This window comes from Hafnia paralvei ATCC 29927 (assembly GCF_001655005.1).
GTDB lineage: Bacteria > Pseudomonadota > Gammaproteobacteria > Enterobacterales > Enterobacteriaceae > Hafnia > Hafnia paralvei.
In genome coordinates, this window is the sequence record NZ_LXET01000010.1 from 116,772 (window position 1) to 141,374 (window position 24,603).

Annotated in this window: 24 protein-coding genes; 14 read left to right on the plus strand and 10 right to left on the minus strand. The window is 48.3% G+C overall.

Translation table 11 applies throughout. The annotated features are described in order from the left end of the window. Positions 1 to 38: 38 nt before the first annotated feature. A complete protein-coding gene (gene tcdA / locus M988_RS03955) occupies positions 39 to 851 on the plus strand; it encodes a tRNA cyclic N6-threonylcarbamoyladenosine(37) synthase TcdA (protein ID WP_008814532.1) in 813 nt (270 codons plus the stop codon). Here tcdA and csdE read toward each other — a convergent pair. Both csdE and csdA read right to left on the minus strand, forming a co-directional pair. Continuing rightward, positions 846 to 1,280, minus strand: a complete 435-nt coding sequence (csdE, locus tag M988_RS03960; protein WP_008814531.1) for a cysteine desulfurase sulfur acceptor subunit CsdE — start codon at positions 1,278 to 1,280, stop codon at positions 846 to 848. The two genes, tcdA and csdE, sit on opposite strands and share 6 nt — an antisense overlap. Beyond that, positions 1,277 to 2,509: a cysteine desulfurase CsdA gene (gene csdA / locus M988_RS03965; RefSeq protein ID WP_064572943.1), complete on the minus strand. Its 1,233-nt coding sequence runs from the start codon at positions 2,507 to 2,509 to the stop codon at positions 1,277 to 1,279. The genes csdE and csdA overlap by 4 nt, the downstream gene beginning before the upstream one ends. Positions 2,510 to 2,699: 190 nt before the next feature. On the opposite strand from csdA, the gene M988_RS03970 reads away from it, so the two are divergent. The 4 genes from M988_RS03970 to rlmM all read left to right on the plus strand — a co-directional run bounded on the left by M988_RS03970 (position 2,700) and on the right by rlmM (position 5,815). Further along, the gene (locus M988_RS03970) at positions 2,700 to 2,921 is read left to right on the plus strand and encodes a YgdI/YgdR family lipoprotein (protein WP_004094379.1); all 222 of its coding nucleotides are present in this window, start codon (positions 2,700 to 2,702) and stop codon (positions 2,919 to 2,921) included. Between the two features lie 385 nt (positions 2,922 to 3,306). After that, positions 3,307 to 4,224 carry a transcriptional regulator GcvA gene (locus tag M988_RS03975; RefSeq protein ID WP_008814529.1) on the plus strand — a complete coding sequence of 306 codons (918 nt, stop codon included), beginning with the start codon at positions 3,307 to 3,309 and terminating at the stop codon, positions 4,222 to 4,224. A 57-nt stretch (positions 4,225 to 4,281) separates the two neighbouring features. Continuing rightward, a complete protein-coding gene (locus tag M988_RS03980) occupies positions 4,282 to 4,677 on the plus strand; it encodes a DUF423 domain-containing protein (RefSeq protein ID WP_008814528.1) in 396 nt (131 codons plus the stop codon). Further along, positions 4,670 to 5,815, plus strand: a complete 1,146-nt coding sequence (gene rlmM, locus M988_RS03985; RefSeq protein ID WP_004094376.1) for a 23S rRNA (cytidine(2498)-2'-O)-methyltransferase RlmM — start codon at positions 4,670 to 4,672, stop codon at positions 5,813 to 5,815. The genes M988_RS03980 and rlmM overlap by 8 nt, the downstream gene beginning before the upstream one ends. Before the next feature lie 97 nt (positions 5,816 to 5,912). On the opposite strand, the gene xni is transcribed toward rlmM, so the two are convergent. The 3 genes from xni to queF all read right to left on the minus strand — a co-directional run bounded on the left by xni (position 5,913) and on the right by queF (position 9,250). Further along, positions 5,913 to 6,665: a flap endonuclease Xni gene (gene xni, locus M988_RS03990; RefSeq protein ID WP_064572945.1), complete on the minus strand. Its 753-nt coding sequence runs from the start codon at positions 6,663 to 6,665 to the stop codon at positions 5,913 to 5,915. Between the two features lie 61 nt (positions 6,666 to 6,726). Then, entirely contained in the window at positions 6,727 to 8,091 is a 1,365-nt protein-coding gene (gene ppnN, locus M988_RS03995) for a nucleotide 5'-monophosphate nucleosidase PpnN (protein WP_008814526.1), read from the minus strand. Positions 8,092 to 8,404: 313 nt separating this feature from the next. Next, on the minus strand, positions 8,405 to 9,250 hold the full coding sequence (queF, locus tag M988_RS04000; RefSeq protein WP_064572946.1) for an NADPH-dependent 7-cyano-7-deazaguanine reductase QueF: 846 nt from the start codon (positions 9,248 to 9,250) through the stop codon (positions 8,405 to 8,407). 72 nt (positions 9,251 to 9,322) lie between these two features. On the opposite strand from queF, the gene syd reads away from it, so the two are divergent. The 4 genes from syd (at position 9,323) to M988_RS04020 (ending at position 12,184) form a co-directional block, all read left to right on the plus strand. Beyond that, the gene (gene syd / locus M988_RS04005) at positions 9,323 to 9,874 is read left to right on the plus strand and encodes a SecY-interacting protein (protein ID WP_008814524.1); all 552 of its coding nucleotides are present in this window, start codon (positions 9,323 to 9,325) and stop codon (positions 9,872 to 9,874) included. 717 nt (positions 9,875 to 10,591) lie between these two features. Continuing rightward, positions 10,592 to 10,924: a YqcC family protein gene (locus M988_RS04010; RefSeq protein ID WP_008814523.1), complete on the plus strand. Its 333-nt coding sequence runs from the start codon at positions 10,592 to 10,594 to the stop codon at positions 10,922 to 10,924. After that, entirely contained in the window at positions 10,924 to 11,694 is a 771-nt protein-coding gene (truC, locus tag M988_RS04015; RefSeq protein ID WP_064572947.1) for a tRNA pseudouridine(65) synthase TruC, read from the plus strand. The genes M988_RS04010 and truC overlap by 1 nt, the downstream gene beginning before the upstream one ends. Positions 11,695 to 11,734: 40 nt before the next feature. Continuing rightward, the gene (locus tag M988_RS04020) at positions 11,735 to 12,184 is read left to right on the plus strand and encodes a flavodoxin (RefSeq protein ID WP_008814521.1); all 450 of its coding nucleotides are present in this window, start codon (positions 11,735 to 11,737) and stop codon (positions 12,182 to 12,184) included. 530 nt (positions 12,185 to 12,714) lie between these two features. Here M988_RS04020 and M988_RS04025 read toward each other — a convergent pair. The 5 genes from M988_RS04025 to map form a co-directional block, all read right to left on the minus strand. Beyond that, positions 12,715 to 13,101, minus strand: a complete 387-nt coding sequence (locus M988_RS04025; RefSeq protein ID WP_008814520.1) for a DUF3461 family protein — start codon at positions 13,099 to 13,101, stop codon at positions 12,715 to 12,717. Positions 13,102 to 13,244: 143 nt separating this feature from the next. Continuing rightward, the gene (gene dapD, locus M988_RS04030; protein ID WP_008814519.1) at positions 13,245 to 14,069 is read right to left on the minus strand and encodes a 2,3,4,5-tetrahydropyridine-2,6-dicarboxylate N-succinyltransferase; all 825 of its coding nucleotides are present in this window, start codon (positions 14,067 to 14,069) and stop codon (positions 13,245 to 13,247) included. 160 nt (positions 14,070 to 14,229) lie between these two features. After that, positions 14,230 to 16,866 (minus strand): bifunctional uridylyltransferase/uridylyl-removing protein GlnD, encoded by a 2,637-nt coding sequence (gene glnD, locus M988_RS04035; protein WP_371272863.1) that lies wholly within the window; start codon positions 16,864 to 16,866, stop codon positions 14,230 to 14,232. Between the two features lie 381 nt (positions 16,867 to 17,247). Further along, on the minus strand, positions 17,248 to 17,949 hold the full coding sequence (locus M988_RS04040) for a DUF4396 domain-containing protein (protein ID WP_064572950.1): 702 nt from the start codon (positions 17,947 to 17,949) through the stop codon (positions 17,248 to 17,250). 448 nt (positions 17,950 to 18,397) lie between these two features. Next, entirely contained in the window at positions 18,398 to 19,198 is an 801-nt protein-coding gene (map, locus tag M988_RS04045; protein ID WP_008814516.1) for a type I methionyl aminopeptidase, read from the minus strand. Between the two features lie 374 nt (positions 19,199 to 19,572). Between map and rpsB the strand changes: the two genes are divergently transcribed. The 5 genes from rpsB to ispC all read left to right on the plus strand — a co-directional run bounded on the left by rpsB (position 19,573) and on the right by ispC (position 24,445). Next, complete coding sequence (rpsB, locus tag M988_RS04050) at positions 19,573 to 20,298, plus strand: 30S ribosomal protein S2 (RefSeq protein ID WP_004094351.1); 726 nt, start codon at positions 19,573 to 19,575, stop codon at positions 20,296 to 20,298. A gap of 247 nt (positions 20,299 to 20,545) precedes the next feature. Next, on the plus strand, positions 20,546 to 21,397 hold the full coding sequence (gene tsf / locus M988_RS04055) for a translation elongation factor Ts (protein WP_008814515.1): 852 nt from the start codon (positions 20,546 to 20,548) through the stop codon (positions 21,395 to 21,397). 206 nt (positions 21,398 to 21,603) lie between these two features. Then, entirely contained in the window at positions 21,604 to 22,329 is a 726-nt protein-coding gene (gene pyrH / locus M988_RS04060; protein ID WP_020303583.1) for a UMP kinase, read from the plus strand. A 190-nt stretch (positions 22,330 to 22,519) separates the two neighbouring features. After that, positions 22,520 to 23,077 carry a ribosome recycling factor gene (gene frr, locus M988_RS04065; RefSeq protein WP_004094336.1) on the plus strand — a complete coding sequence of 186 codons (558 nt, stop codon included), beginning with the start codon at positions 22,520 to 22,522 and terminating at the stop codon, positions 23,075 to 23,077. Between the two features lie 168 nt (positions 23,078 to 23,245). Continuing rightward, positions 23,246 to 24,445, plus strand: a complete 1,200-nt coding sequence (ispC, locus tag M988_RS04070; RefSeq protein WP_039190033.1) for a 1-deoxy-D-xylulose-5-phosphate reductoisomerase — start codon at positions 23,246 to 23,248, stop codon at positions 24,443 to 24,445. Positions 24,446 to 24,603: the final 158 nt, after the last annotated feature.

The following is a 24,603-nucleotide window of genomic DNA, read 5'->3' on the forward strand; positions in this document are numbered from 1 at the left end:
AGAGGGGGGGATCAAGAATTTCTAAGGTAATAAATCCAATGACAGCATCTTTTTCCGACGCTTATCTGCAGCGCTTTAGCGGTATCGCTCGTCTATATGGCCAGCATGCGTTGGGTGTTTTCTCTCAGGCGCACGTATGCGTTATCGGTATTGGTGGCGTGGGATCGTGGGCGGCAGAGGCGTTAGCGCGCACAGGGATTGGTGCTATTACGTTGATCGATATGGACGATGTCTGCGTGACGAATACCAATCGGCAGATCCACGCTTTACGTAGCAATGTTGGGCAGGCGAAAACGGAAGTGGTGGCTGCGCGCATTCGAGAAATTAACCCAGAGTGCCAAGTGACCTGTATCGACGATTTCATTACACCAGATAATGTTGATCAACTGATTGATAGTCGTTTTAGCTATGTCATTGATGCTATTGATAGCGTACGTCCTAAAGCTGCTCTTTTGGCCTATTGCCGCCGATTTAAGATCCCGATAGTCACCACCGGCGGTGCAGGTGGACAGATTGATCCTACGCGGATTGAAGTTGCCGATCTTGCCAAAACGATTCAGGATCCTTTGGCAGCTAAACTGCGTGAACGCTTGAAGAATGATTTCAACGTGGTGAAAAACAGCAAAGGAAAGCTGGGAATTGACTGCGTATTTTCGACGGAACCGCTGGTATACCCACAGCCTGACGGAAGCGTATGTGCTTCGCGTAGCACGGCTGAAGGGCCAAAACGGATGGATTGTGCTTCAGGTTTTGGTTCGGTCACGATGGTGACGGCAACGTTTGGTTTTGTTGCCGTCGCGCATGCGATTAAGAAGATGTTAGCGAAAGCTGAGCGTGAGGCCGCGTTATAGATAGTTTTTCGCGATACTTTTGATACCCGCTGCCAGCGAATTTAAACCGCTGGCGCGTGATGAGCTCAGCTGTTCCAAAATATTAAGCTGTTGGAATAGCGTCAGCGGATCGTTGTCTATGATTTGCTGTGGCGTTTTGCCTTCAGCGCCGGTCAGTAATATAGCCAACAGGCCTTTCACAATTCGGCCATCGCTATCGCCGTAGTAGTGCATCGTCCCATCTTCAAGCAACTCTCCGCCCAACCATACCTGATTTTCACAGCCGGCCAGTTCGGTCTTTTGTTGCTTCAACTCTGGCGGCAGTGGTGGTAATTCCCGTGCCAGCAGAATGATTTGGCGGTAGCGTTCTTCCCACAGCTTCAGCGCATCAAAACGTGCGATTAACATATCTGGGGTCAATATGCGGCCAAAAGAGTGTGGGGCGATCATGCGAGATCCTCGTCGTTCAAGATAGATAGTGCGTAGTTTACCGCTTTTACTAATGCAGTAACGTCTTCTGGCCGATTATAAGGCGCAAACGAGGCGCGCAGGGAACCCGTGATGCCTAATGCTTGAATCAATGGTTGAGCGCAGTGCTGGCCTGCACGAAGAGCGATACCTTGCTCTGCCACTAACGTGACCAAATCGCTGTGATGAACTCCCTCAATATTGAAAGCGAGCAGCGCAGAATTTGGGGCGCGGTAGCTGGTAAAACCGGTTATCTGCCTAAGCTGCCGTTCAGCGTCTTCTGCTAGCGCTACGCTGTAGGTTTCTGCGGCGTTTAAATCAAACTGCTGTAGCCACTCTAATACCGCTGAAAATCCGATAACTCCGGCGATATTTGGCGTTCCTGCTTCGAAACGGTGTGGAATTCTTTGCTCTGTAAAGCCCTCAAATCCGGCTTTAGTTAGCATTTTTCCGCCACCTTGCCATGCGTGCATCTGCTCGAGATATACCGTTTTTCCGTACAACACGCCGACGCCCGTCGGGCCATACATTTTATGAGCAGAAAAAGCATAGAAATCAACATCGAGTTCGCTGACGTTCAGTGGGTGATGAACCACCCCTTGAGCTCCATCGATCATCACCGGCGTACCATTCTGATGGGCGAGCTGTAACGCATAGGTAAGATCGGGGCAGCCGCCGGTAACGTTCGACATTTGCCCTAAGGCCATTAGCTTCGTGCGAGGTGAAAGCAGTGCGGGTAACAGGCTTAAGTCCGGCAAACCCTGCGCATTAACGGGAAGTTTGATGACGTTGGCATCGCACTGTTCAGCCACCATCAGCCAGGGGATCAGATTCGCGTGGTGCTCAGCTTCGCTCACCAAAATTTCGTCACCGGCACGTAGAATTGGGCGTAGGTAACTCTGCGCCACCAAATTAATCGCCTCGGTGGTACCTTTGGTCCAGACGATGTCATTGGCACTTGGCGCATGCAGTAGTTCGGCAACGTACTGACGTGCTGACTCATAGCGCTGAGTCAGTCTGAGAGCCGCTTGATGCTGGCTGCGGTGAACGGTAGCGGCACTACCAGCGTAATAGTCCTGACTCGCATTTATCAACGTCTGAGGCTTGAGAGCGGTGGCGGCGCTATCGAGATACACCGCGTGTTGCTGGCTATCGCTGGTGGCGAGAGCAGGAAAGTGGCCGCGAAAGGCTAAATAATCGAAGGATGTCATGCGGAATAATTCCTCGTTGCAGGCCGCTTTGTTATTGAGCCAGATGATGGTACAGCAAGATTAATCTGAATAATCCGACAGTTTTCTGGCAAAGCTGAAATAGCTTGTTATGCTTTTAACTACTGGCAAATGAATGTGCCGGAGATAAAAAGAGCGTTAGTAGCGCATTTTAAACTGCAAGGAGTAAATCATGAAGAAATTAGGTGCTGTTTTATCCGCCGTGATGTTTACCTTCGTACTGGCTGGGTGTTCAAGCAATTATGTCATGCACACCAACGATGGTCGCACCATTGTGAGCGATGGTAAACCTCAGGTGGATAACGAAACCGGAATGATTAGCTACAAAGATGCTAACGGCAATCAGCAGCAAATTAACCGTAACGACGTAAAAGAAATGACTGAGAGTAACTAATTAAATTTATCTAAATCAACGTCGTAGCAAGAAAAAACGCTGGCCTTGGCTGGCGTTTTTGCTAAAAAAAAGCACCGCAATTTGCGGTGCTACTAATCACTATGGACAGACAGGGTAAATGTACAGGAAGTGAAAAAAAGAGTAGCAGAGCTACTATGTCTGAAATCGTCAGACAACTTGCAAACACAACATCACAACCACAAAGCCAAAAGCATTCAGGAACTCAATCCACAAACACTTTTTCGTTCCGGCTCGGGAAGTGGCGCCACTATAGGTATTTGCTGGCCTATCCTCAACGGACAATTTATAATGGCTCGGATAAAAAAAACTAATGGGTAAATAAACGGTTAATTATCTGCAACCGTTTGATAAAAAGTGGCCAGCCATGTCTAAACGATTACCACCACTAAACTCACTGCGCGTGTTTGATGCGGCAGCCCGACATCTCAGCTTTACCAAGGCTGCAGAGGAGCTGTTTGTTACTCAGGCGGCGGTCAGTCATCAGATAAAATCATTGGAAGATTTCCTTGGGCTGAAGCTATTTCGCCGGCGTAATCGTTCGTTACTGCTAACGGAAGAGGGCCAAAGTTATTACCTCGATATCAAAGAAATTTTCTCATCTCTTAACGAAGCCACGCGCAAACTACAGGCACGCAGTGCAAAAGGCGCATTGACAGTCAGCTTGCCGCCAAGCTTCGCTATTCAGTGGCTTGTGCCACGCCTTTCAGGTTTTAATACGGCGTATCCTGGTATCGACGTGCGTATTCAAGCTGTAGATCGTGAAGAAGGTAAATTGGCTGACGACGTCGATGTCGCGATTTTTTATGGACGCGGGCATTGGCCAGGGCTGCGCGTAGAGCGTCTCTATGCTGAATATTTGCTCCCAGTTTGTTCACCACAGTTATTATTGAGCGAACATCCGCTAAAAGATCCGGCCGATATGGCTTATCATACACTTCTGCATGATACGTCACGTCGAGACTGGTTGGCTTACACCCGTCAATTAGGGTTACAGCATATTAATGTTCAGCAAGGCCCGATCTTTAGCCACAGTGCTATGGTCGTTCAGGCTGCGGTGCATGGCCAAGGTATTGCGTTGGTCAATAACGTGATGGCACAGACTGAAATTGAGGCAGGCCGGTTGGTTTGTCCATTTAACGATGTATTAATTAGCAAAAATTCGTTCTATTTGGTTTGTCAGGATAGTCAGGCGGAGCTCGGCAAAATTGCGGCCTTCCGTCAATGGATCCTTGCTCGTGCTGCCAGCGAGCAGGAAAAATTCCGTTTTCGTTATGAATCTTAGTTATTTTTTGCAGGCAGTTAAAAGCAGCGTACAGCGGCTTAATGTAAGGTAATCGGGATGAGTAGTCGTTCAATGATGATTTTTGCCGCGATTAGCGGTTTTGTTTTTGTCGCACTTGGGGCATTTGGCGCTCATGTATTGAGCCGCACCTTAGGCGTGGCGGAAATGGATTGGCTGCATACAGGATTGCAGTATCAGGGGATTCACACGTTGGCAATTCTTGGGTTGGCAGCCTTAATGCAGCGTCGTAAGAACCTATGGTTTTATTGGAGCAGCGCTTTATTAGCATTGGGCACTGTGTTGTTTTGTGGAAGTCTTTATTGTCTTGCGCTGTCGCATCTTAAATTGTGGGTGTATATCACGCCTATCGGCGGCGTTTGCTTTTTAGTCGGTTGGGCCTTGATGCTTGTTGGGGCTCTACGCATGAGGAAAAGGGCGGAACGCCATGAATAAATTAGCTTTATATTGCCGCCCAGGATTCGAAAAAGAATGTGCAGCAGAAATTACCGAGAAGGCTGCAGCTCTGGAAGTTTTTGGTTTTCCAAGAGTTAAAGAGAATAGTGGTTACGTAACTTTTGAATGCTATCAGCACGAAGATGCCGATAAGCTTGCTAAGAATCTGCCTTTTCGCGAGCTGATTTTTGCTCGCCAGATGATTGTAGTGGGCGAACTGCTGAAAGATCTGCCAACCGATGACCGCGTGTCGCCGATTGTTGGCATGCTGATGAATGTGGTTGAAGGTGCGGGCGAACTGCGCGTAGAAGTGCCTGATACCAACGAAAGTAAAGAGCTGATGAAGTTCTGCCGTAAGTTTACGGTTCCGCTGCGTGCTGCGCTGCGTGAGCAAAAGATCTTATTGAAGAATGAAAACGCGCATCGCCCTGTGGTACATGTGTTCTTTATTGCGCCAGGCTGTTGCTATGTGGGGTATTCCTACAGTAACAACAATTCGCCGTTCTATATGGGAATTCCTCGTTTGAAATTCCCCTCTGATGCGCCGAGCCGTTCTACGCTTAAGCTGGAAGAAGCGCTGCACGTATTTATTCCACACGATGAGTGGGATGAGCGGCTAGCTGGAGGCATGAAAGCCGTCGATTTGGGCGCCTGTCCAGGGGGCTGGACCTATCAGCTAGTGAAGCGCAGCATGTGGGTGCATTCTGTGGACAACGGCCCAATGGCACCTAGCTTGATGGATACCGGTCAAGTGACACATCATAAAGCCGATGGTTTTAAATTCGAACCACCGCACACTAATGGCGTTGATTGGCTGGTCTGTGACATGGTTGAGAAACCCGCGAAGGTTTCTAACTTAATGGCGCACTGGCTGGTTAATGGTTGGTGCCGTGAGGCGATCTTCAATCTTAAATTGCCTATGAAGAAGCGTTATGAAGAAGTGAGCCAAAATCTGGCGATACTTGCGCAAACGCTAAAAGATAATGGCATTAATGCGCAAATTGCAGCGAAGCAGCTCTATCATGATCGCGAAGAAATTACGGTACACGTGCGCCGAATTTGGGGCGCCATTCCTGGTCGTCGGGATGAGCGTGAACTTAATCGTCGTATGCAGCTTAAGAATAGCCATAACGGTTAAGTGATATATCCAGCATTTCTTTGATACACGAAAGGAGCCGAAAGGCTCCTTTTTGCTCGGTGAGCTGAAAACTACTGCTTTATGTGCAGGTGATAACTTAAGGTAATCTCAGTTGCTGCAAATTGCCGCTGATGGTGAGGTTAGTTTGCAACGTGGCCACTTTCTTGCAAAGTTCGGCTTGTTCGCGATGTTCTTCCAGCTTTTTTCGCCATTTACTTGGCACGTTTTCAATCTGTTCAAAAATCGCAGAGAGTGAACCAAACTCATTAAGTAGCGTAGCCGCTGCTTTAGGGCCTATACCGGGTATTCCTGATATCTTGCTGCTGCTGATCCCTGCTAGCCCCCAATAGTCTGTAAGCTGCTCGGGCTCCACGCCAAACTCTTTTTTTACGAAAGGTAAATCGAGCCAGCGTTTTTGAAAATAGTCGCGGATTTGAATCGTAGGCGCTAATAATTGGCAATAACCTTTATCCGTCGAAACAATAGTGACCTGATGCCCTGTTAACGCGATTTTATGAGCCAAAGTCGCTGCGAGATCGTCAGCTTCGTTACCAGCCGAGTGCCAACTCTGCACGCCAAGTTTAGCGAAGGCCTCACGGATGGCTGGCATTTCCGTTGCGAGGTTTTCAGGCATAGCACTGCGGCCCGCTTTGTAATCGGGTAATGCCTGATGACGCCAACTGTTATCCCGATCGTCCTCATCGAAAACCGCTACGGCATGTGTTGGTTGGCTATGAGCCAATAGCTGCTGTAACGCGTGCTGGCAGGCAACAACGCAGGGGGAGCCTTGAACGGCATGAATGCGGCGAATGAGATTTAAGGCATCAACGATCAGAAGGTGTATTTGCATGGTAATTACTGATGAACAGAGAAAATGGGCGGCATTCCACCGCCCAGAGTGTTAATGATGATTATTTGATAATCTCATAACAAGGTACATAGGCGGTTCCCGGCAGTTTCATACGATGCTGCGCGACAAAGCCTTGTAGCAGATGATCCATGTGCTGCATCATCTTAGCGTCACCGTGGATTTTAAACGGGCCATGTTTTTCAATTTCGGCGATGCCTATTTCTTTCACATTACCCGCCACAATCCCTGAGAATGCTCGACGTAACGATGCGGCTAGCTGCTCTGGAGGTTGATCTGGATACAGATTGAGATCGGCCATATTCGCGTGCGTTGGCTCAAACGGTAGCTGTAAGTCTGGAGCAATCTTTATCGACCAGTTGAAGCTGTAGAAGTCTCCGGTTTGACGACGATTCTCCTTCACCTTCGGCATCGCACGTTTCATCTGGCGGGCGACTTCAGCCGGATCGTCGATGATAATGGTGTAATGCTTACGCGCAGTTTCGCCTAGCGTGCTCATGATGAATTCATCCAGTACGCGGAAGTAATCTTCGCTCTCTTTTGGGCCGGTCAGGATCAGCGGCAATACCTGATCTTTGTTCTCCGGATTCATCAAAATGCCGAGCAGATAGAGTAATTCTTCCGCAGTACCTACGCCGCCAGGGAAGATGATGATCCCATGACCAAAGCGAACAAAGGCTTCTAGACGTTTTTCGATATCTGGCATGATCACCAGTTCATTCACCAAAGGATTTGGTGGCTCAGCCGCGATGATGGATGGCTCTGTCATACCGATAAAGCGACTATCTCTGTAGCGTTGCTGCGCGTGACCCACGGCGGCACCTTTCATTGGCGCTTCCATGGCGCCTGGCCCACAGCCTGTACAGATGTTTAATTCACGCAGTCCCAGTTGATTGCCGACTTTACGAGCATAGAGATACTCGATTTCGTTAATCGAGTGTCCGCCCCAGCACACAATCATATTGGGTTCTTCACCCACATGAAGCGCTCGGGCGTTGCGCAAGATAGAGAACACCATGTTCGTAATATGAACTGGATTTTTACTATCGAGATGTGGGTAGCGGCCATTACTGCTCATCTGTCCGTTAACGAACAAAATATCTCGCAGGACGGCAAACAGATTGGCCTGTAGAGAGCGGATGATTTGTCCATCAACAAAAGCATCTTCAGGTGGATTGACCAGCTCCAATTTTACGCCACGTTCGCGTTGTAATACGTTGATATCAAAACTTTCAAATCGCGATAGAAGCTCGGTGCTGTTATCGGTTTGTGCGCCAGAGTTAAGAACGGCGAGGGAGCAGTTGCGGAATAGACGGTATAAATCGCTGCTTGCTGTACGCTTTAGCATGTCAACTTCAAGCTGCGACAACAAATCCATAGACCCAAGTGGGCTGATATGTGTAATCAAAGTCACTCCTATACATCTACCGATGCGGTTACCGCGTTTGTATCAGGATTAGCATGTCTGTTCAGTGGCGAGGCCGTTGATTTCCGTTGTTCCTGACACGTTTTGCAATGGAATTAATGAGCTACTTTACCTTTTACATTATTCTTCAAAGCTGGCGTAAAACTAGCGTATCAACCAAGCAGGTATCTTGATTCATCAGTAGTTTATTGTGGTACAACGCGTTTTACGCCCCTCAATCACCTTACCGTTGTCTTTTGGATTTTGCCAATACTCTTACGTAAGAGTCGGTAAGCTTCTGCGATTTTTGCGAAGCTTATTGGCGAACCAGTCGGCTTTTTGGTGCAACGAACGGAGTATTTGTGCGCCAAGGGTTGATATCTAGGCCACCGCGACGGGTATAGCGAGCATATACGCTGAGCGTTTCTGGCTGACAGAAGCGCTGAATATCACAGAAAATGCGTTCAACACACTGTTCATGAAATTCGTTGTGATGACGAAATGACACCAAATAGCGTAGTAATGCTTCGCGATCGATTTTTGGACCACGATACTGAATCATCACGGAGCCCCAATCAGGCTGATGAGTAATAAGGCAGTTGGATTTTAACAGGTGGCTCACCAATGTTTCTTCAACGATAGCCTGCTTGTTGGCGGCGTTTTTAAGGAGTTCAGCGTTAAATTCGTAGTGGGTGATTTCAATATCTTGATGATCAATACATTCGCCGTCAAATGATGCGATGGCTTGGCCTTCGACGCTATCAAGCGACATTAACTGTACGCTAACGTTGCCCTGTGCACAGTGTGCCAGATCGCGCTGTAACGTGGTTTGTACTTCATTCCAGTCTGCAAAGCGCGTCTGGTTGAAGCTGTTGAGGTAAAGCTTAAAGCTTTTTGATTCAATCAGATTGTGGCTGAAGGCATCCAGTTCAACATCGGCAATGGCCACCTGAGGCAAGCCTTTGGCATTGAGCCATGACAGCTCATACAGCGTCCAAATATCGCCACCACGGAAAGGCAGAGTTTCTGGATAAAGTCCTAATGGCTCGCGGTTCATGCTGCGAGGAACCGGCTGGAGCAGGGTTGCGTCGTATTGATCGCGGTATTCGGTTTCTTTGCCAAGGGTTAAGCCGGAGAGCGCCTTGTGATCTTGGTATGACATTATGTGGCCTATGTTTGAATAAGAACGGTACAATCAGCAGATACTTTATAGTTTACCTTAGTGAGAGAAAACATGGTGCATGATGTTTCTGCCGCATTAGCGGAGTTTACCCACCGTTTTATCAATGTTTGGCAGAATGAAACCGGCGATTTTCCTTATAGTGAAGCGCTATACGGTGTCGCTTCGCCCTGCGTTGTACGCACCGAGAACGAGAAAGTCTATTGGAAAGCTCTGTTGGCGACAGCTCCCGACGGATTAAACGGTATTTCCCGTGCTTTAGATATTCAATTGCATAAAGATATTGTTCCCTTTTTTACCTCACAATACGCCGGTGATATGAGCGCCACGTTGGATGATCTGCATTTGGATTTAGTTCAGGTGTGGAGTGAAGATGATTTGCAGCGTTTGCAAGAGAATCAAATTGGACATCTTGTGACGCAACGCCGTTTGAAACTATCGCCAACGTTGTTTTTAGCGACTACAGATTCAGAGCTGCAGCTAGTTTCCCTCTGTAACCTCACGGGCAATGTTTTGCTGGAGCAGTTCGGTAGTAAACAGCGAGAAGTGCTGGCTGAATCATTGTCGGAGTTCCTTTCTCGTTTGCAGCCAGTCATCAAAAAGTAAGGTTGGCTTACACGGTTGCCCGTCGCCGTGTGAGAGATCTCTCACACGGCGTGTAGGATATATCGCTTATTTATGCAGAGTTTGCGTAAGTTGTATTTTACTTATTCTTATACATCAATGGATTACGTTTTTAATTTGATATTTTCCACCGTGTAAGCCATCTGTGAGCCTTAAAGCCTTATTGTTTTAAGGGAAAGAATCAGCGATATTAGTTTCACCGGAAGGGAAGACGGTTGGAGCAGGACACATCAGGATGATGTTGCTTCGGGAAGGAGCTAGGGACACACTCAGGAAGAGTGATAAAGGATGTGCCACAGGATGTTGGCCAAGGACACTTCAGGATTGAAGTAAAGGACACCTCCAGGACGGAGATTGAGAGCCGGTTAGGATAACAGGCGGGTCAGGAAGACTGAGGAACAGCATCTGGATGATGCAGGATGAAACGTCAGGACGAAAGTAGGACGAGTCGACGGATTGTTGGGAAATGGATAGCCATACGGAAAAGTTTTCATGGATGAGCAGGGAGCACAATGAGTAGCTGGATTGCTATAAAACGAACCGGGCGTACTGTGTAAACAGTACGCCCTTTTTCTTTGCCCATACAGAATCGTTATATCCCGCAGTACCCTATCAAGAGAGCCTATTGGGGGGAACTCCCTTCAATGCTATCCTTTGCCCCCATTTTGTATCCCGCCTGTAGAGATGAGTGAGAAAAGCATGAGCGAATACGCTAAAGTCAGACAACATTTGCTGCAAATAGAGCAACAGTTGGACAGTTTAAATCTGTCTCAGGAATGTGCGCCTGATGCTCAGGCATTTGAAAGCAAAGAACCTTTTTGTGTAGATACCATGGCGCCAGAACAATGGCTGCAGTGGATATTGCTACCACGCATGTTTGCTTTGCTCGATAGTCAATCGCCATTGCCACGTCGTTTTGCAATTGCCCCTTATTTTGAAGTTGCCTTTAAAGAGCGTCTGCAGGAGGTTCAGCCCTTAATCGTATTGCTTCAGCAGTTGGATGACATGCTGAATCAAGAAGATGCTAATTGATGCTTAATATTATTTATCAGGACGAGCATCTTGTTGCGGTCAATAAGCCTGCGGGCTGGTTAGTTCATCGCAGTTGGCTTGATCGCCATGAAACGGTATTTGTGATGCAAACGCTGCGTGATCAGATTGGTCAACATGTATTTCCCGTGCATCGTCTAGATCGGCCGACATCTGGCGTATTGCTGATGGCGCTATCCAGCGAGGTGGCACGTATGCTGTCTGAGCAGTTTGAGCAGCGTGAAATGAATAAAACGTATCATGCGGTGGTGCGAGGCTATTTAGAAGGTGAGGCGGTTATTGATTATGCCCTGACACCTGAGCTGGACAAGATTGCAGATAAGTTCAGCTCTCCTGATAAAGCACCACAAACGGCTGTTACTCACTATCGTTCTTTGGCTACGGTGGAAATGCCGGTTGCGGTAGGTAAGTATCAAACCGCGCGTTACAGCTTGATTGAGCTAAAACCGGAGACAGGCCGTAAACATCAGCTACGTCGTCATATGGCACATCTGCGCCACCCGATTATTGGCGATACCAAACATGGGGACCTACGCCAGAATCGCGCGATGTCTCAGCACTTTGCCTGTTCTGGTTTGATGTTGCACGCCAGTGAGCTGTGTTTAGAGCATCCGATTACCGAAGAGCCACTTTGCCTACAGGCTGGGCTTGACGATCGTTGGCAACGAATGATGGCGCATTTTGGTTGGGAAGAGTATCTCCCTGACCTTGAAAGGGTTGAGTTTCTCGTGAGTTACGGTCAGGATGAGTAAGACAACGTCGGCGTAAATTCTTACTAAAAGGGAAAGCATTATGGCGCAGGTTGGCATTTTTGTTGGAACGGTTTACGGCAACGCATTGATGGCTGCAGAGGACGCGGAGAATATCCTCAAGGCACAGGGCCACGATGTGAAATTGTTTGAGGAAGGAACGCTAGAAGAGTGGCAGTTCTACCGCAATCATTATGTATTGATCGTCACGTCAACAACGGGGCAAGGCGATTTACCTGATTCTATCGCACCGCTGTTTCATGCGGTGAGAGATAACGTTGGCTACCAACCAGAACTGCGCTACGGGTTGATCGCGCTAGGCGACAGTAGTTACACCCATTTCTGTGGTGCTGGCCACCAGTTTGATGAGTTGCTGCAAGAGCAAAAAGCGACGCGCATCGGCGAGCTTCTTGAAGTGGATGCACAGGTAGATGCAGAGCCCGAGGTCGTGACAGGGCCGTGGGTGGAGAAGTGGGGGTTGTTGGTTCAGTAGATTGTAGGTGGGGCTTGATTATGTTCCTACAGTGTAATATTTCGCCCGCCCGTCTATGCCGAGCTTCATTGATACACTGATGAAGGCGTACGTGCAGAGACCACCTGCGCGTGGTCTCTGCACTCGCGCGCTTTTATTCGAGATGCCATCTCCGCTCCGGTTTGGTATCGGCCATCCAGGCTGCCCCAAACTCCGCCGATACATCCTTGTATCGGCGGCTCTCCCTACCAAGACTTAAACAATTAAAAAGACACAAACAAAACAATATTGCTTTGTCTTTTTCGTGTTGAATGAAATGCATGATAGGACCGCTATCAGGAAGATGGCGGTAGGTCGAAGGCGCACAGGGATGTGCGCTCTGAGACCGGTCGGCCAAACGACGCGGTAAAAGTGCGAGAGTCGAGAGGTTGCGCGCTGGCAACCTCTCGTCGGACGACGCCTACACTAGCGGGTTCATAGAAACACAAATGCTGATGGGCGGACGAAACCCTTCACTGCTCTAGTATAGAAGTGTCGTCTTACTTGGATGCCTACTTCTGCGTCAACTTCTCCAGATCAGCCTCAATCTCGGCGATTTTATTCGCCACTACGCTTTCAAGATGACGTAGATCGTCCAAGATCTTATGTTTCAGATCGACTTCTACCTGATCGCGTTTGCAGATCTGATCGAGCTCATCAATGACATAGCGAAGGTTAGGATTAATTTCGTGGATCTCTTTGTAACCTTGCCCTGCATTATCGGCCACGATAGTTTTGCGTTGGCGTGGATATTTGAACTTCACGCTTTTGGCAAAAAACTCGCCTTTATCTTTACGGAAATAAATCTTCAGTATGTCGTTATTGGCCTCCTGACGAAGGCTGTAGCGGTCAATCTCTTCGGGTTGATTAATCCCCAAGCTTTTCAGGTTGTCATACATAGAGGCACCTTTGGTATCTTTCATGAGAAGATGAAATATAGACTAAATAACGGCATCCATTAAATCTGCGTGGCGTATCACTCTGTCAGTGCAAAGTGACAGATAAAAAAATAGCGGGCTGATGGCCCGCTATCAATGTTGTGTTAGTCGATACTGCGTAACAGCTCGTTAATACCGACTTTACCGCGAGTTTTCGCGTCTACTTTCTTCACGATAACTGCACAGTACAGGCTGTATTTGCCATCTTTAGACGGTAGGTTGCCAGAAACAACCACCGAGCCTGCCGGAACGCGCCCGTAATGAACTTCGCCAGTTTCACGGTCGTAGATCTTAGTGCTTTGGCCCAAGTAAACGCCCATGGAAATCACCGAGCCTTCTTCAACGATAACGCCTTCAACGACTTCGGAACGTGCGCCGATGAAGCAGTTATCTTCGATGATGGTAGGGTTAGCCTGTAAAGGCTCTAAAACGCCGCCAATACCTACGCCGCCAGACAGGTGAACATTCTTACCAATCTGCGCGCAAGAACCTACGGTTGCCCAAGTATCAACCATGGTGCCTTCGTCAACGTAAGCACCGATATTCACATAAGAAGGCATCAGCACGGTGTTGCGGGCGATAAATGCACCTTGGCGGACGCTTGCTGGTGGCACGACACGGAAGCCTTCGCGCTGGAAACGAGCTTCATCGTAGTCAGCAAACTTCATTGGAACTTTATCGTAAAAGCGAGTCTCAGCGCCTTCCATCAGCTTATTATCGTTGATGCGGAAAGAGAGCAGTACGGCTTTTTTCAGCCATTGATGAGTAACCCATTCACCGTTAATTTTCTCAGCGACGCGGAGTTCGCCAGAGTCTAATAGTGCAATAACCTGATTAACCGCTTCACGCGTGATGTTGTCTACGTTAGCCGGAGTGATATCCGCGCGGCGCTCGAAGGCATTTTCAATAAGAGTTTGCAACTGCTGCATATTTGTTCTATTCCCGAAGATTAATTGACGTATACCCTTGATACTTCAAGTTGTCGATGCGTTGTTCCCCAGTGACATCGTTAGCGATGCTGCTGGGGACTCACAAATTTGCCGTATCACTTCAACTCGAATTATTTAGGCATATATCACAAAAAATACATCATCCTTTATCGGTTGGATCGAGGGCCTCTGTCAACCGCTGAGCCAATTCTGACTGCATTTTAATGCTTAATGCTTTACGTTCGCCGTCTGCCAGAATAAATAAATCCTCAACCCGCTCGCCGATGGTGGTAATTCGAGCACTGTGTAGCGACAACCCCATTTCGGCAAATACTTCTCCCACCTGCGCCAATAATCCAGGCTGATCCAAAGCGACCAGCTCCATATAACTACGGCGCTCGTTGTGCATCGGCAGGAAACTGACCTCAGTAGGCACCGTAAAGTGACGGAGTTTTGGTGATGGGCGGCGCGTGCGCGGGTGGCGGTAATGTTGTTGAGTTAACGCCTGCTCTAGCGAGTGTTTGATGGTGGCGTGACGATCCTGTGCTAGAGGGCTACCGTCTGGCTCAAGCACGACGAAGGTGTCCATGGCAAAGTTATCGCGGTTAGTGAAGATCTGCGCGTCATGAACACTCAGGTTGCGGCGATCTAGCTCACCGGCAACGGCAGCAAACAGATAAGGGCGATCGGGGCTGTAGATAAAAATCTCGGTGCCGCCACGTGTGGCCAAATGGCTGACGAGGACCAGCGGCTTGCTAGCATCATGCTTGAGCAAATGACGAGCGTGCCACGCCAGTTGGTTGGGATTGTGGCGCAGGAAATAATCAGCGCGGCAGCGGCTCCAGATGTGGTGCAGTGCCTCCTCGTTAATATTGTCCATACGCAATAATGCCAGCGCCTGTAAGCGGTGATGGCGAACCCGCTCACGCATGTCTGGCGTATTTTGCATGCCGCGGCGTAGCTGTTTTTCGGTGGCGAAATAGAGCTCGCGCAACAGGCTTTGTTTCCAGCTATTCCATAGCGTTTCGTTGGTGGCACAAATGTCGGCCACGGTGAGACTCACCAAATAGCGCAGTCGGGTTTCACTCTGTACTTCAGCGCTAAATTGCTGGATGACCGCAGGATCTTGAATATCGCGGCGCTGAGCGGTGACCGACATGAGTAGGTGACAGCGTACCAGCCATGAAACCAACTGCGTTTCGCGAGAGTTTAGGCCGTGTAGTTGGGCAAATTCGAGCACGTCCTGTGCGCCGAGAATAGAGTGGTCGCCACCGCGTCCTTTGGCAATATCGTGGAAGAGCGCAGCGAGAAGTAACAATTCTGGCTGTGGTAAACGCGGATAAAGCTCTACGCACAGCGGATGGCGCTGGCGTGTATTTTCATCGGAGAAACTTTCTAGTTTGAGTAGCACGCGCATGGTGTGCTCGTCCACCGTATAGGCATGAAACAGATCGAACTGCATTTGACCGACGATTTTTCCCCACTGCGGCATATAAGCCCACAGTACGCTGTGGCGGTGCATTGGCAACAGAGCACGATTCACTGCCCCGGGATGACGCAGTATCGCCATAAACAGTTTGCGTGCCTCAGGTAAATCACACAGCGGCTGAGCAAGGTGACGACGGGCGTAACGCAGATGCCGCAGGGTTGTTGAATAAATCCCGGTTATCTCCTGATTTTTTGCCATCACGTAGAACATTTGTAAAATGGTGACAGGATTGCGCATGAAGGTTTCTGCATCGCGAAGATCGATAAGGTTGCCGCGTAGCTGGAAGTGATCATCGAGTGGGCGTGGTTTTTCATTGGTTTCCAGCGCGAGAATAGCTTCATCGAACAGCTGTAACAGCATTTGGTTGAGCTCGCCAACGCGACGCGTCATGCGATAAAAATCCTTCATCATGCGCTCAATGGGCGCATTACCTTCGCCTTCGTAGCCTAATAGCTGTGCGACGCTAAATTGGCGATCAAACAGCAGGCGGTTATCGTAGCGATTGAGAACCAAATGCAGGGCAAAACGGATGCGCCATAGAAAGCTTTGGCATTCGTTGAGCTCATCGCGCTCGGCTTCGGTGAGAAAACCGAAACCGACCATTTCATTCATGGAGGTCGCGCCGAAATGACGATGTGCAACCCACAGCAAAGTATGAATATCACGCAGCCCGCCGGGGCTGGTTTTGATATCCGGTTCAAGGTTATAGCTGGTGCCGTGGTAGCGCTGGTGGCGGTCTTTCTGCTCTTGAATTTTGGCATCGAAAAACTTAGGTGATGGCCAGAATTCGTCGCTGAAAATTTGTTTTTGCAATTGTAAGAATAACGCTACGTCGCCATAAACCAGCCGCGATTCAATCAGGTTGGTTGCCACCGTGAGGTCAGAAAGGCCTTCTTGCAGGCATTCATCTAGTGTACGTACGCTATGTCCGACCTCCAACTTGAGATCCCATAACAGCGTAATCAATTCGCTGATGCGCTGTGCGTCGGGGTCATCCAGTGAGGTTTGGCTCAGAATGAGAAGGTCAATATCAGAAAGTGGGTGTAATTCGCCGCGGCCATAACCCCCAACCGCGATCAGCGCTATGCCTTGGCGTTCTTTAAAACCGAGATGGATCCACAAACGTGTCAGTAGACGATCGATATAGAGAGTACGAGCGGCAATCAATGATTCCGCAGACTCTCCAGCCTGAAATGCGGCAGACATCCACTGCTGAAAACGCTCAAGCGATTGTTTTAGTGGTGCACACTCAAGGTCGGACGCCGCGAAGTTGTCAGGGGAGGGGGGCTGAATCAGTGGTTCAATCATGGGATCCAATAACGTTGGATGTGGAATGGGCATCGCATCTCCCCTAGTCGTCTTATTCGGGCTATAGAGTATAATAAGACGTCACAAATTATCTGTGTAGTCTTTTAAAAACAGAAGGTTATTAGCCTCATATTCAATACACTGCATTAAGCTGAATATAAAGCAAACTATAATATACTCGGTTTTAGCCCTCAGTGGACGCTGATTTAGTTCGCTACAAGACAAGATATAATGGTATCAATCTGAAGTCTGGTTTAGAGGATGATGCCAAAGCCGATGGGACTGTACGAGGGGCTCCAAATAGATGTGACACAATAAAAAACGCTCGAGGGCGATACGGAGCGTTTTAAGAGGTAAAAAGTTCAGCGCTAGCGGGATGTATTACATCACATGCTTGATGCCTTTTTTGCACAGTAATCCATTGACTGGGTAAGCGGTCATAAAGCCAAATATCATAGCAATCTGCATCATGAACCAATAAACGGCGCTGTCACGCGGCATCGTTGGTGTAAAAATACCGAACAGCACGATTGCCATCCAGATATACATCCCTATTTGCCAACTGATTAGTGACAAAATATCGGCCTGAATGGCTTTCTTCAACGCCGTTTTTGGCGCTAGCCCCATTTCCCTGCCTGGTAAATATTGAAAGAATATACCCAGTAGCAGCGCTAAAACGAAATCGAGCCCCCAGCTACCGAAAACGGCGCTGCCTGCCAGCGTCACGGGTATGAAGAATACGAGGACCTCACCGATAATATCGGCCAATGTACACCCCGCGCCGCAGTGGGTACTTACTGTGAATATGCCTTTCCAAGTAATGGGTTTGCTTGGCATATCCATATCCATCCCCTGCATATGATGTTCCATCATTGGCATCGTATGAGGTTTAGCACGCCCAAACCAAAAGTAAGCAACCAAAGCAATAACGCTGAAATACAAAGCATTAATTGACCATGCAAGCACCATTATTTTCATGGGTTGCGGGCGATTAAACGTAATGTCCAAATAAATAATAACTGACGAAATTAATGCGCTGAATAACCAAAATAGAGCTAATGATTGTAGCCAGTCAGGAAACATAAGTTTGCCCCTCCTAAATAAACATACAATAAAAGTAATCGGTTTAAATTGGTAAATCCACTCGCGACTTAATTTAAAGAATGGAATTAATTCTTTACGTATCAGTGAATTATAAATATTAGGTTTAATAATGTCAGTTTAGTGTTTTTTTTATGGGGGGATGTTTGGGATACAAAAAGATAAGCGTTTTTCTTTGGCTTTGATGGCGTATGGAATTATTTATCGATTTATTATAGACACAAAAAAAGCCGCTCTGAGGCTAACTCCGTTCGGTTGAGTGATCGAAATACACGGGGCTAGCACACCACGGGGCGGTTTACGCCGCTACGACCCCATCGGTGTGCTCCCCCTAAAATCGAGCTTAAGTGAACGGTGTTAGCTCTGTGACGGCAATTATTTGTCAGCGATTTTGTTTGAGCTGAATTTGACCCGTTGAGAGCTCGGCGAGTTATACGTTCTCGTGAACGATAACGCGTGGGAGATCGGTTTCTTCCTCGCGTAGGGTCAAAATCTCACAGCCATTATCTGTCACCACAATAGTATGCTCGTACTGTGCCGACAGGCTGCGATCTTTGGTTTTCACCGTCCAGCCATCTTTCATGGTACGGATGCGGTAATCACCAGCGTTAACCATCGGCTCAATGGTAAAGGTCATGCCTTTCTGTAGTACTACTCCGCCATCATCAGCATTGTAATGTAGAACCTGAGGCTCTTCATGGAACACTTCGCCGATGCCGTGGCCGCAGTATTCACGTACGACGGAGAAACCATGAGATTCAACAAACTTCTGGATCTCGGCACCGATGGTGCGCAGGCGGATACCTGGTTTAACCATTTTCAGCGCTAAATAAAGGCTTTCCAGCGTGATGCGGCATAGACGTTCACCAAGAATGGTTGGCTTGCCAACGATGAACATCTTGGAAGTATCACCATGCCAGCCGTCTTTAATAACGGTAACGTCGATGTTGACGATGTCACCGTCTTTCAAGATTTTTTCATCGCTAGGAATACCGTGGCAGACCACTTCGTTTACAGAGATACAAACGGATTTCGGATAGCCGTGATACCCCAAGCAGGCGGAGATCGCTTGCTGTTTTTGGGTAATGTAATCATCACAGATACGATCGAGTTCACCGGTGCTAACACCGGGAACCACGTATGGCTCGATAATTTCTAGAATTTCCGCCGCCAGTCGCCCAGCAACGCGCATTTTTTCGATTTGTTCAGGTGTTTTTATTGAGATTGCCATGAAATATATGTCCGCAGGTGTCGTGAAATCGACAATGAGAATCAATTGCTGAACATGGTAACAGTCCTCGTAACCGCTGCCAAATCCTACGATAACCGTGGGCTCAAAATGCAACAAAAGGTGGAGTCTGTGGCTGGTTTATGGTATAAAGCGCGCCGCAGTTCTTATATCTGTTTTCATTAATGAGGCCGATAGGGAAGCTGTAAATCTCAATTGTGTTATTTGTATTCTTTGCAAAGAAACGACAACAACACACACATATCGGCACGTGCGCCGGGGTGCCTTGCAGGATGAGTCTTCGGACAAATGCCTTGCTGGGTCGGCTCATGGGATATGTGGAGGCTTAACCCCAAACTTTATATAGAGGTTTAATCATGGCAACTGTTTCCATGCGCGACATGCTCAAGGCTGGTGTACACTTTGGTCACCAGACCCGTTACTGGAACCCGAAAATGAAGCCTTTCATCTTCGGTGCACGTAACAAAGTTCACATCATCAACCTTGAAAAAACTGTTCCAATGTTCAACGAAGCTTTGGCTGAGTTGCAGAAGATTTCTGCTCGTAAAGGCAAAATCCTGTTCGTTGGTACTAAGCGCGCTGCAAGCGAAGCGGTAAAAGAAGCTGCTAACAGCTGCGACCAGTTCTTCGTGAACCATCGCTGGTTGGGCGGTATGCTGACTAACTGGAAAACCGTTCGTCAGAGCATCAAGCGTCTGAAAGATCTGGAAACCCAGTCTCAGGATGGCACCTTCGAAAAACTGACCAAAAAAGAAGCGCTGATGCGCGCTCGTGAACTGGCCAAGCTGGAAAACAGCCTGGGCGGTATCAAGGACATGGGTGGCTTGCCAGACGCTCTGTTCGTAGTTGATGCCGATCACGAACACATCGCGATTAAAGAAGCCAACAACCTGGGTATCCCGGTATTCTCTATCGTTGATACCAACTCCGATCCGGACGGCGTTGACTTCGTTATCCCTGGTAACGATGACGCAATCCGTGCAGTAAGCCTGTACCTGAACGCTGTAGCGGCAACTGTTCGCGAAGGCCGTTCTCAGGATCTGGCTACCCAAGCGGAAGAAAGCTTCGTAGAAGCTGAATAATAAGGCAAGCGCAAGCTTATACCCAAGAGCTTTGGAGTTGCCGCCAACACAGCAGCAGCGCCAAATAAGAAGGTATAGCCCTTATTAACCAGGTATTGAAATATGTTGGTTAGGGGGCCTTTATGGCCCCCCCTTTCTTTGTAAAAATCGCCTTTTTATCACGGCGATATAAAGAACCAATCCCTAGATGAGAGAACCAGTCTCCGTGAGGTTCGCTCTTCACGACGAGACCACCGAGGAAAATACAATGGCTGAAATTACCGCCACCCTGGTAAAAGAACTGCGTGAACGTACTGGCGCAGGCATGATGGATTGTAAAAAAGCGCTGACCGAAGCCCAAGGCGACATCGAGCTGGCAATCGAGAATATGCGCAAATCTGGCGCAATCAAAGCTGCGAAAAAAGCAGGCAACGTCGCTGCTGACGGCGTGATCAAAACCAAGATCGTTGGCAACTACGGTGTGATTCTGGAAGTTAACTGCCAGACTGACTTCGTTGCTAAAGATGGTGGTTTCCAGGCATTCGCTGAGAAAGTGCTGGATGCTGCTGTTGCAGGCAAAATTACTGACGTTGAAGTTCTGAAAGCACAGTTCGAAGAAGAACGTGTAGCGCTGGTTGCGAAAATCGGTGAGAACATCAACATCCGTCGTGTTGCCTCTCTGGAAGGCGACGTACTGGCTAGCTACCTGCACGGTGCTCGCATCGGTGTTCTGGTTGCTGCTAAAGGCGCTGATGAAGAACTGGCTAAGCAATTGGCAATGCACGTTGCTGCAAGCAAGCCTGAATTCGTTAAGCCAGAAGACGTATCTGCTGAAGTGGTAGAAAAAGAGTACCAAGTTCAGTTAGACATCGCGATGCAGTCTGGTAAGCCGAAAGAAATCGCAGAGAAAATGGTTGAAGGCCGCATGAAGAAATTCACCGGTGAAGTTTCTCTGACGGGTCAAGCTTTCGTTATGGACCCAAGCAAAACTGTGGGCCAGTTGCTGAAAGAGCACAACGCTGACGTTACCAATTTCATCCGCTTCGAAGTGGGTGAAGGTATCGAAAAAGCGACCGTAGACTTTGCTGCAGAAGTTGCATCAATGACTAAAGGCGCTTAATCGCCTTCAAATGGAACCGCCGTGATGGTGGTTCCATTGTTTTATGTAACGTTGAATAAACCTGAAAACGTTCGACGAAGTTCAATGTAGAAAGGTTTACACTAGTAAGTATCCAGCCAGCACTAGAATGTATCCCAATGATCGGTTACGACCGTGCATTGAAATACCTCCGACAATTTATTGACTGCTTCTTAGGACAGAACACCATGGCAACCAACTCCAAACCCGTATATCAGCGTATCCTGCTCAAGCTTAGCGGTGAGGCCCTGCAAGGTGCAGAAGGTTTTGGCATCGATGCAAGCGTACTGGATCGTATGGCTCAGGAAGTGAAAGAGCTGGTCGAATTAGGAATTCAAGTCGGTGTTGTGATCGGCGGCGGTAATCTGTTCCGTGGTGCCGGTTTGGCTCAGGCGGGTATGAATCGCGTTGTTGGCGACCACATGGGGATGTTGGCAACGGTGATGAACGGTTTGGCAATGCGTGATGCGCTGCATCGTGCCTATGTTAACGCGCGTCTGATGTCTGCAATTCCGCTGAATGGCGTTTGTGATAACTACAGCTGGGCTGAAGCTATCAGTCTGTTGCGTAACAACCGAGTGGTCATATTCTCTGCCGGTACGGGAAATCCATTCTTTACAACTGACTCTGCTGCTTGCCTGCGTGGCATTGAAATTGAAGCTGACGTTGTACTGAAAGCGACAAAAGTTGATGGCGTATACTCAGCCGATCCGGTAACTAACCCAGACGCAACGCTGTTTGATCAGATGACCTATCAGGATGTCTTGGAAAAAGAACTGAAAGTCATGGATTTGGCAGCTTTCACTCTGGCTCGTGACCATAACCTGCCGATTCGTGTATTTAACATGAATAAGCCGGGAGCTTTGCGTCGCGTCGTCATGGGTGAGAAAGAAGGTACGCTGATTTCTAAATAATCGGTGTGACTTTTTAGCAGCATAACGGCGCTCTACGAACGAGGAAGGTTCGGTTTATAAGGCTCTCTGGCAGTTTTACTGTCATGAGCATTGTGCAGGACTTTCTTGCCAGTTACGCTGGATTGAAAATATATCGACGTTTCTCACGATGAAGCGTCAGTTTAATTAACCGTTTTCAAGGGTTCGCAACGTGATTAACGAAATCAAAAAAGATGCTGAAACACGCATGGATAAATGTGTTGAAGCATTTAAATCAAACATCAGTAAAATCCGCACCGGTCGTGCTCATCCGAACCTGCTGGATGGCATCTCTGTAGAATATTATGGTTCTGCGACACCTCTACGTCAGGTTGCTAACGTTGTCGCTGAAGACTCTCGCACATTGGCCATTACGGTGTTCGACCGTTCTCTGTCTGCTGCAGTAGAGAAAGCGATTATGGCATCTGATTTGGGCCTGAACCCAATGTCAGCGGGTGCAGTTATTCGTGTGCCATTGCCAGCACTGACTGAAGAGCGCCGTAAGGACCTGATTAAATTGGTTCGCGCTGAAGCAGAGCAGGGCCGCGTATCTGTACGTAACGTACGTCGTGACGCTAACGATAAAGTCAAAGTTCTGCTGAAAGATAAAGAAATCAGCGAAGACGAAGATCGCAAATCTCAGGACGAAGTGCAGAAAATGACTGACGTGATGATCAAAAAGATTGATTCCGCGTTAGCTGACAAAGAAAAAGAGTTGATGGAAGTTTAATTCTGCTCTGGCTTGAAAAAAGCGTCGCTCCGGCGGCGCTTTTGTTTTTTTGGCTATTCGGGAAATACCAGACTATTGCTGAAGACGGGCTAATTCTCATAGACAAGCCGCGACCTTCGTTTCAGACTGATGTATCTCCTGTTCTAAACAGTTATTCAGAAGACCCTCATGAAGCAACTGACTATTCTTGGTTCTACCGGTTCTATTGGCACTAGCACGTTGGCTGTAGTGCGAGCAAATCCCGATGATTTTAGCGTTACCGCGCTGGTAGCGGGTAAAAACGTTGATGTCATGTTCCAGCAGTGCGTCGAGTTTGCTCCGCGCTACGTATCGATGGCTGACGAAAATGCTGCTCAGGCTCTCCGTCTGCGTCTCATCGATGCAGGGTTAGGGGATATTGAGGTTAGCGCTGGCGAACAAGCTGCGTGCGATCTAGCCGCTCTGGATGATGTCGATCAGGTCATGGCTGCCATTGTGGGGGCTGCCGGTCTGATGCCGACGTTGGCTGCTATCAAAGCAAACAAGCAGGTTCTGCTTGCTAATAAAGAAGCCTTGGTAACCTGCGGTCGGCTGTTTATGGATGCGTTGAAGCAGAGTAAGGCTCAGCTTTTACCTATCGATAGCGAGCATAACGCTATTTTCCAAAGCCTGCCTGAAGGGGTACAGCACAATCTTGGCTTTGCTTCGTTAAGCGATCACGGTATTTCACGTATCGTTCTTACCGGATCTGGCGGCCCATTCCGTCAGTTACCGCTGAAGGACTTTGCAGCCGTTACTCCAGATCAAGCCTGTGCACACCCCAATTGGTCGATGGGACGAAAAATATCTGTCGATTCAGCAACCATGATGAATAAAGGCTTGGAATATATTGAGGCTCGTTGGTTGTTTAACGCCTCTGAATCAGAGATGGAAGTGATCATCCATCCCCAATCTGTGATTCATTCAATGGTACGTTACCGCGATGGTAGCGTGATCGCGCAGTTAGGTTCTCCTGATATGCGCACTCCGATTGCCCATGCGATGGCTTACCCAAACCGTGTTGAAACGGGTGTTGAACCTCTCGATTTCTGTAAAATTGGTGCATTAACATTCGAGCAACCTGATAGGGTGCGCTATCCTTGTCTCCAACTAGCAATTGATGCTTCACGTGCAGGACAGGCGGCGACGACGGCGCTAAACGCAGCGAACGAAATCTCCGTTGACGCGTTTTTGCATGAAAAAATTCGCTTCACTGACATTGCGGCGCTGAACCAAGATGTATTGTCGGCGTTATCTTGCCGTGAGCCACAAAGTGTGGCGGAGGTTTTGGATATTGATCGCCAAGCTCGAGAGGTTGCTGGCAGATTGTGTGCAAACTTTCGGATATAGATCAGCTATTCACTGTGTAGGTAGTTTGTGGCCTTTCGGGTGAAATGATATAGTTTGCGGCGACTTTCAGCGGGTCGAGATGTTTAGTCTGTTAAGTATTTTGATTTTGCTGCTGATTTATTGGTTAGCCGTGACTTGTACACGGCTTTTTTGCGCAT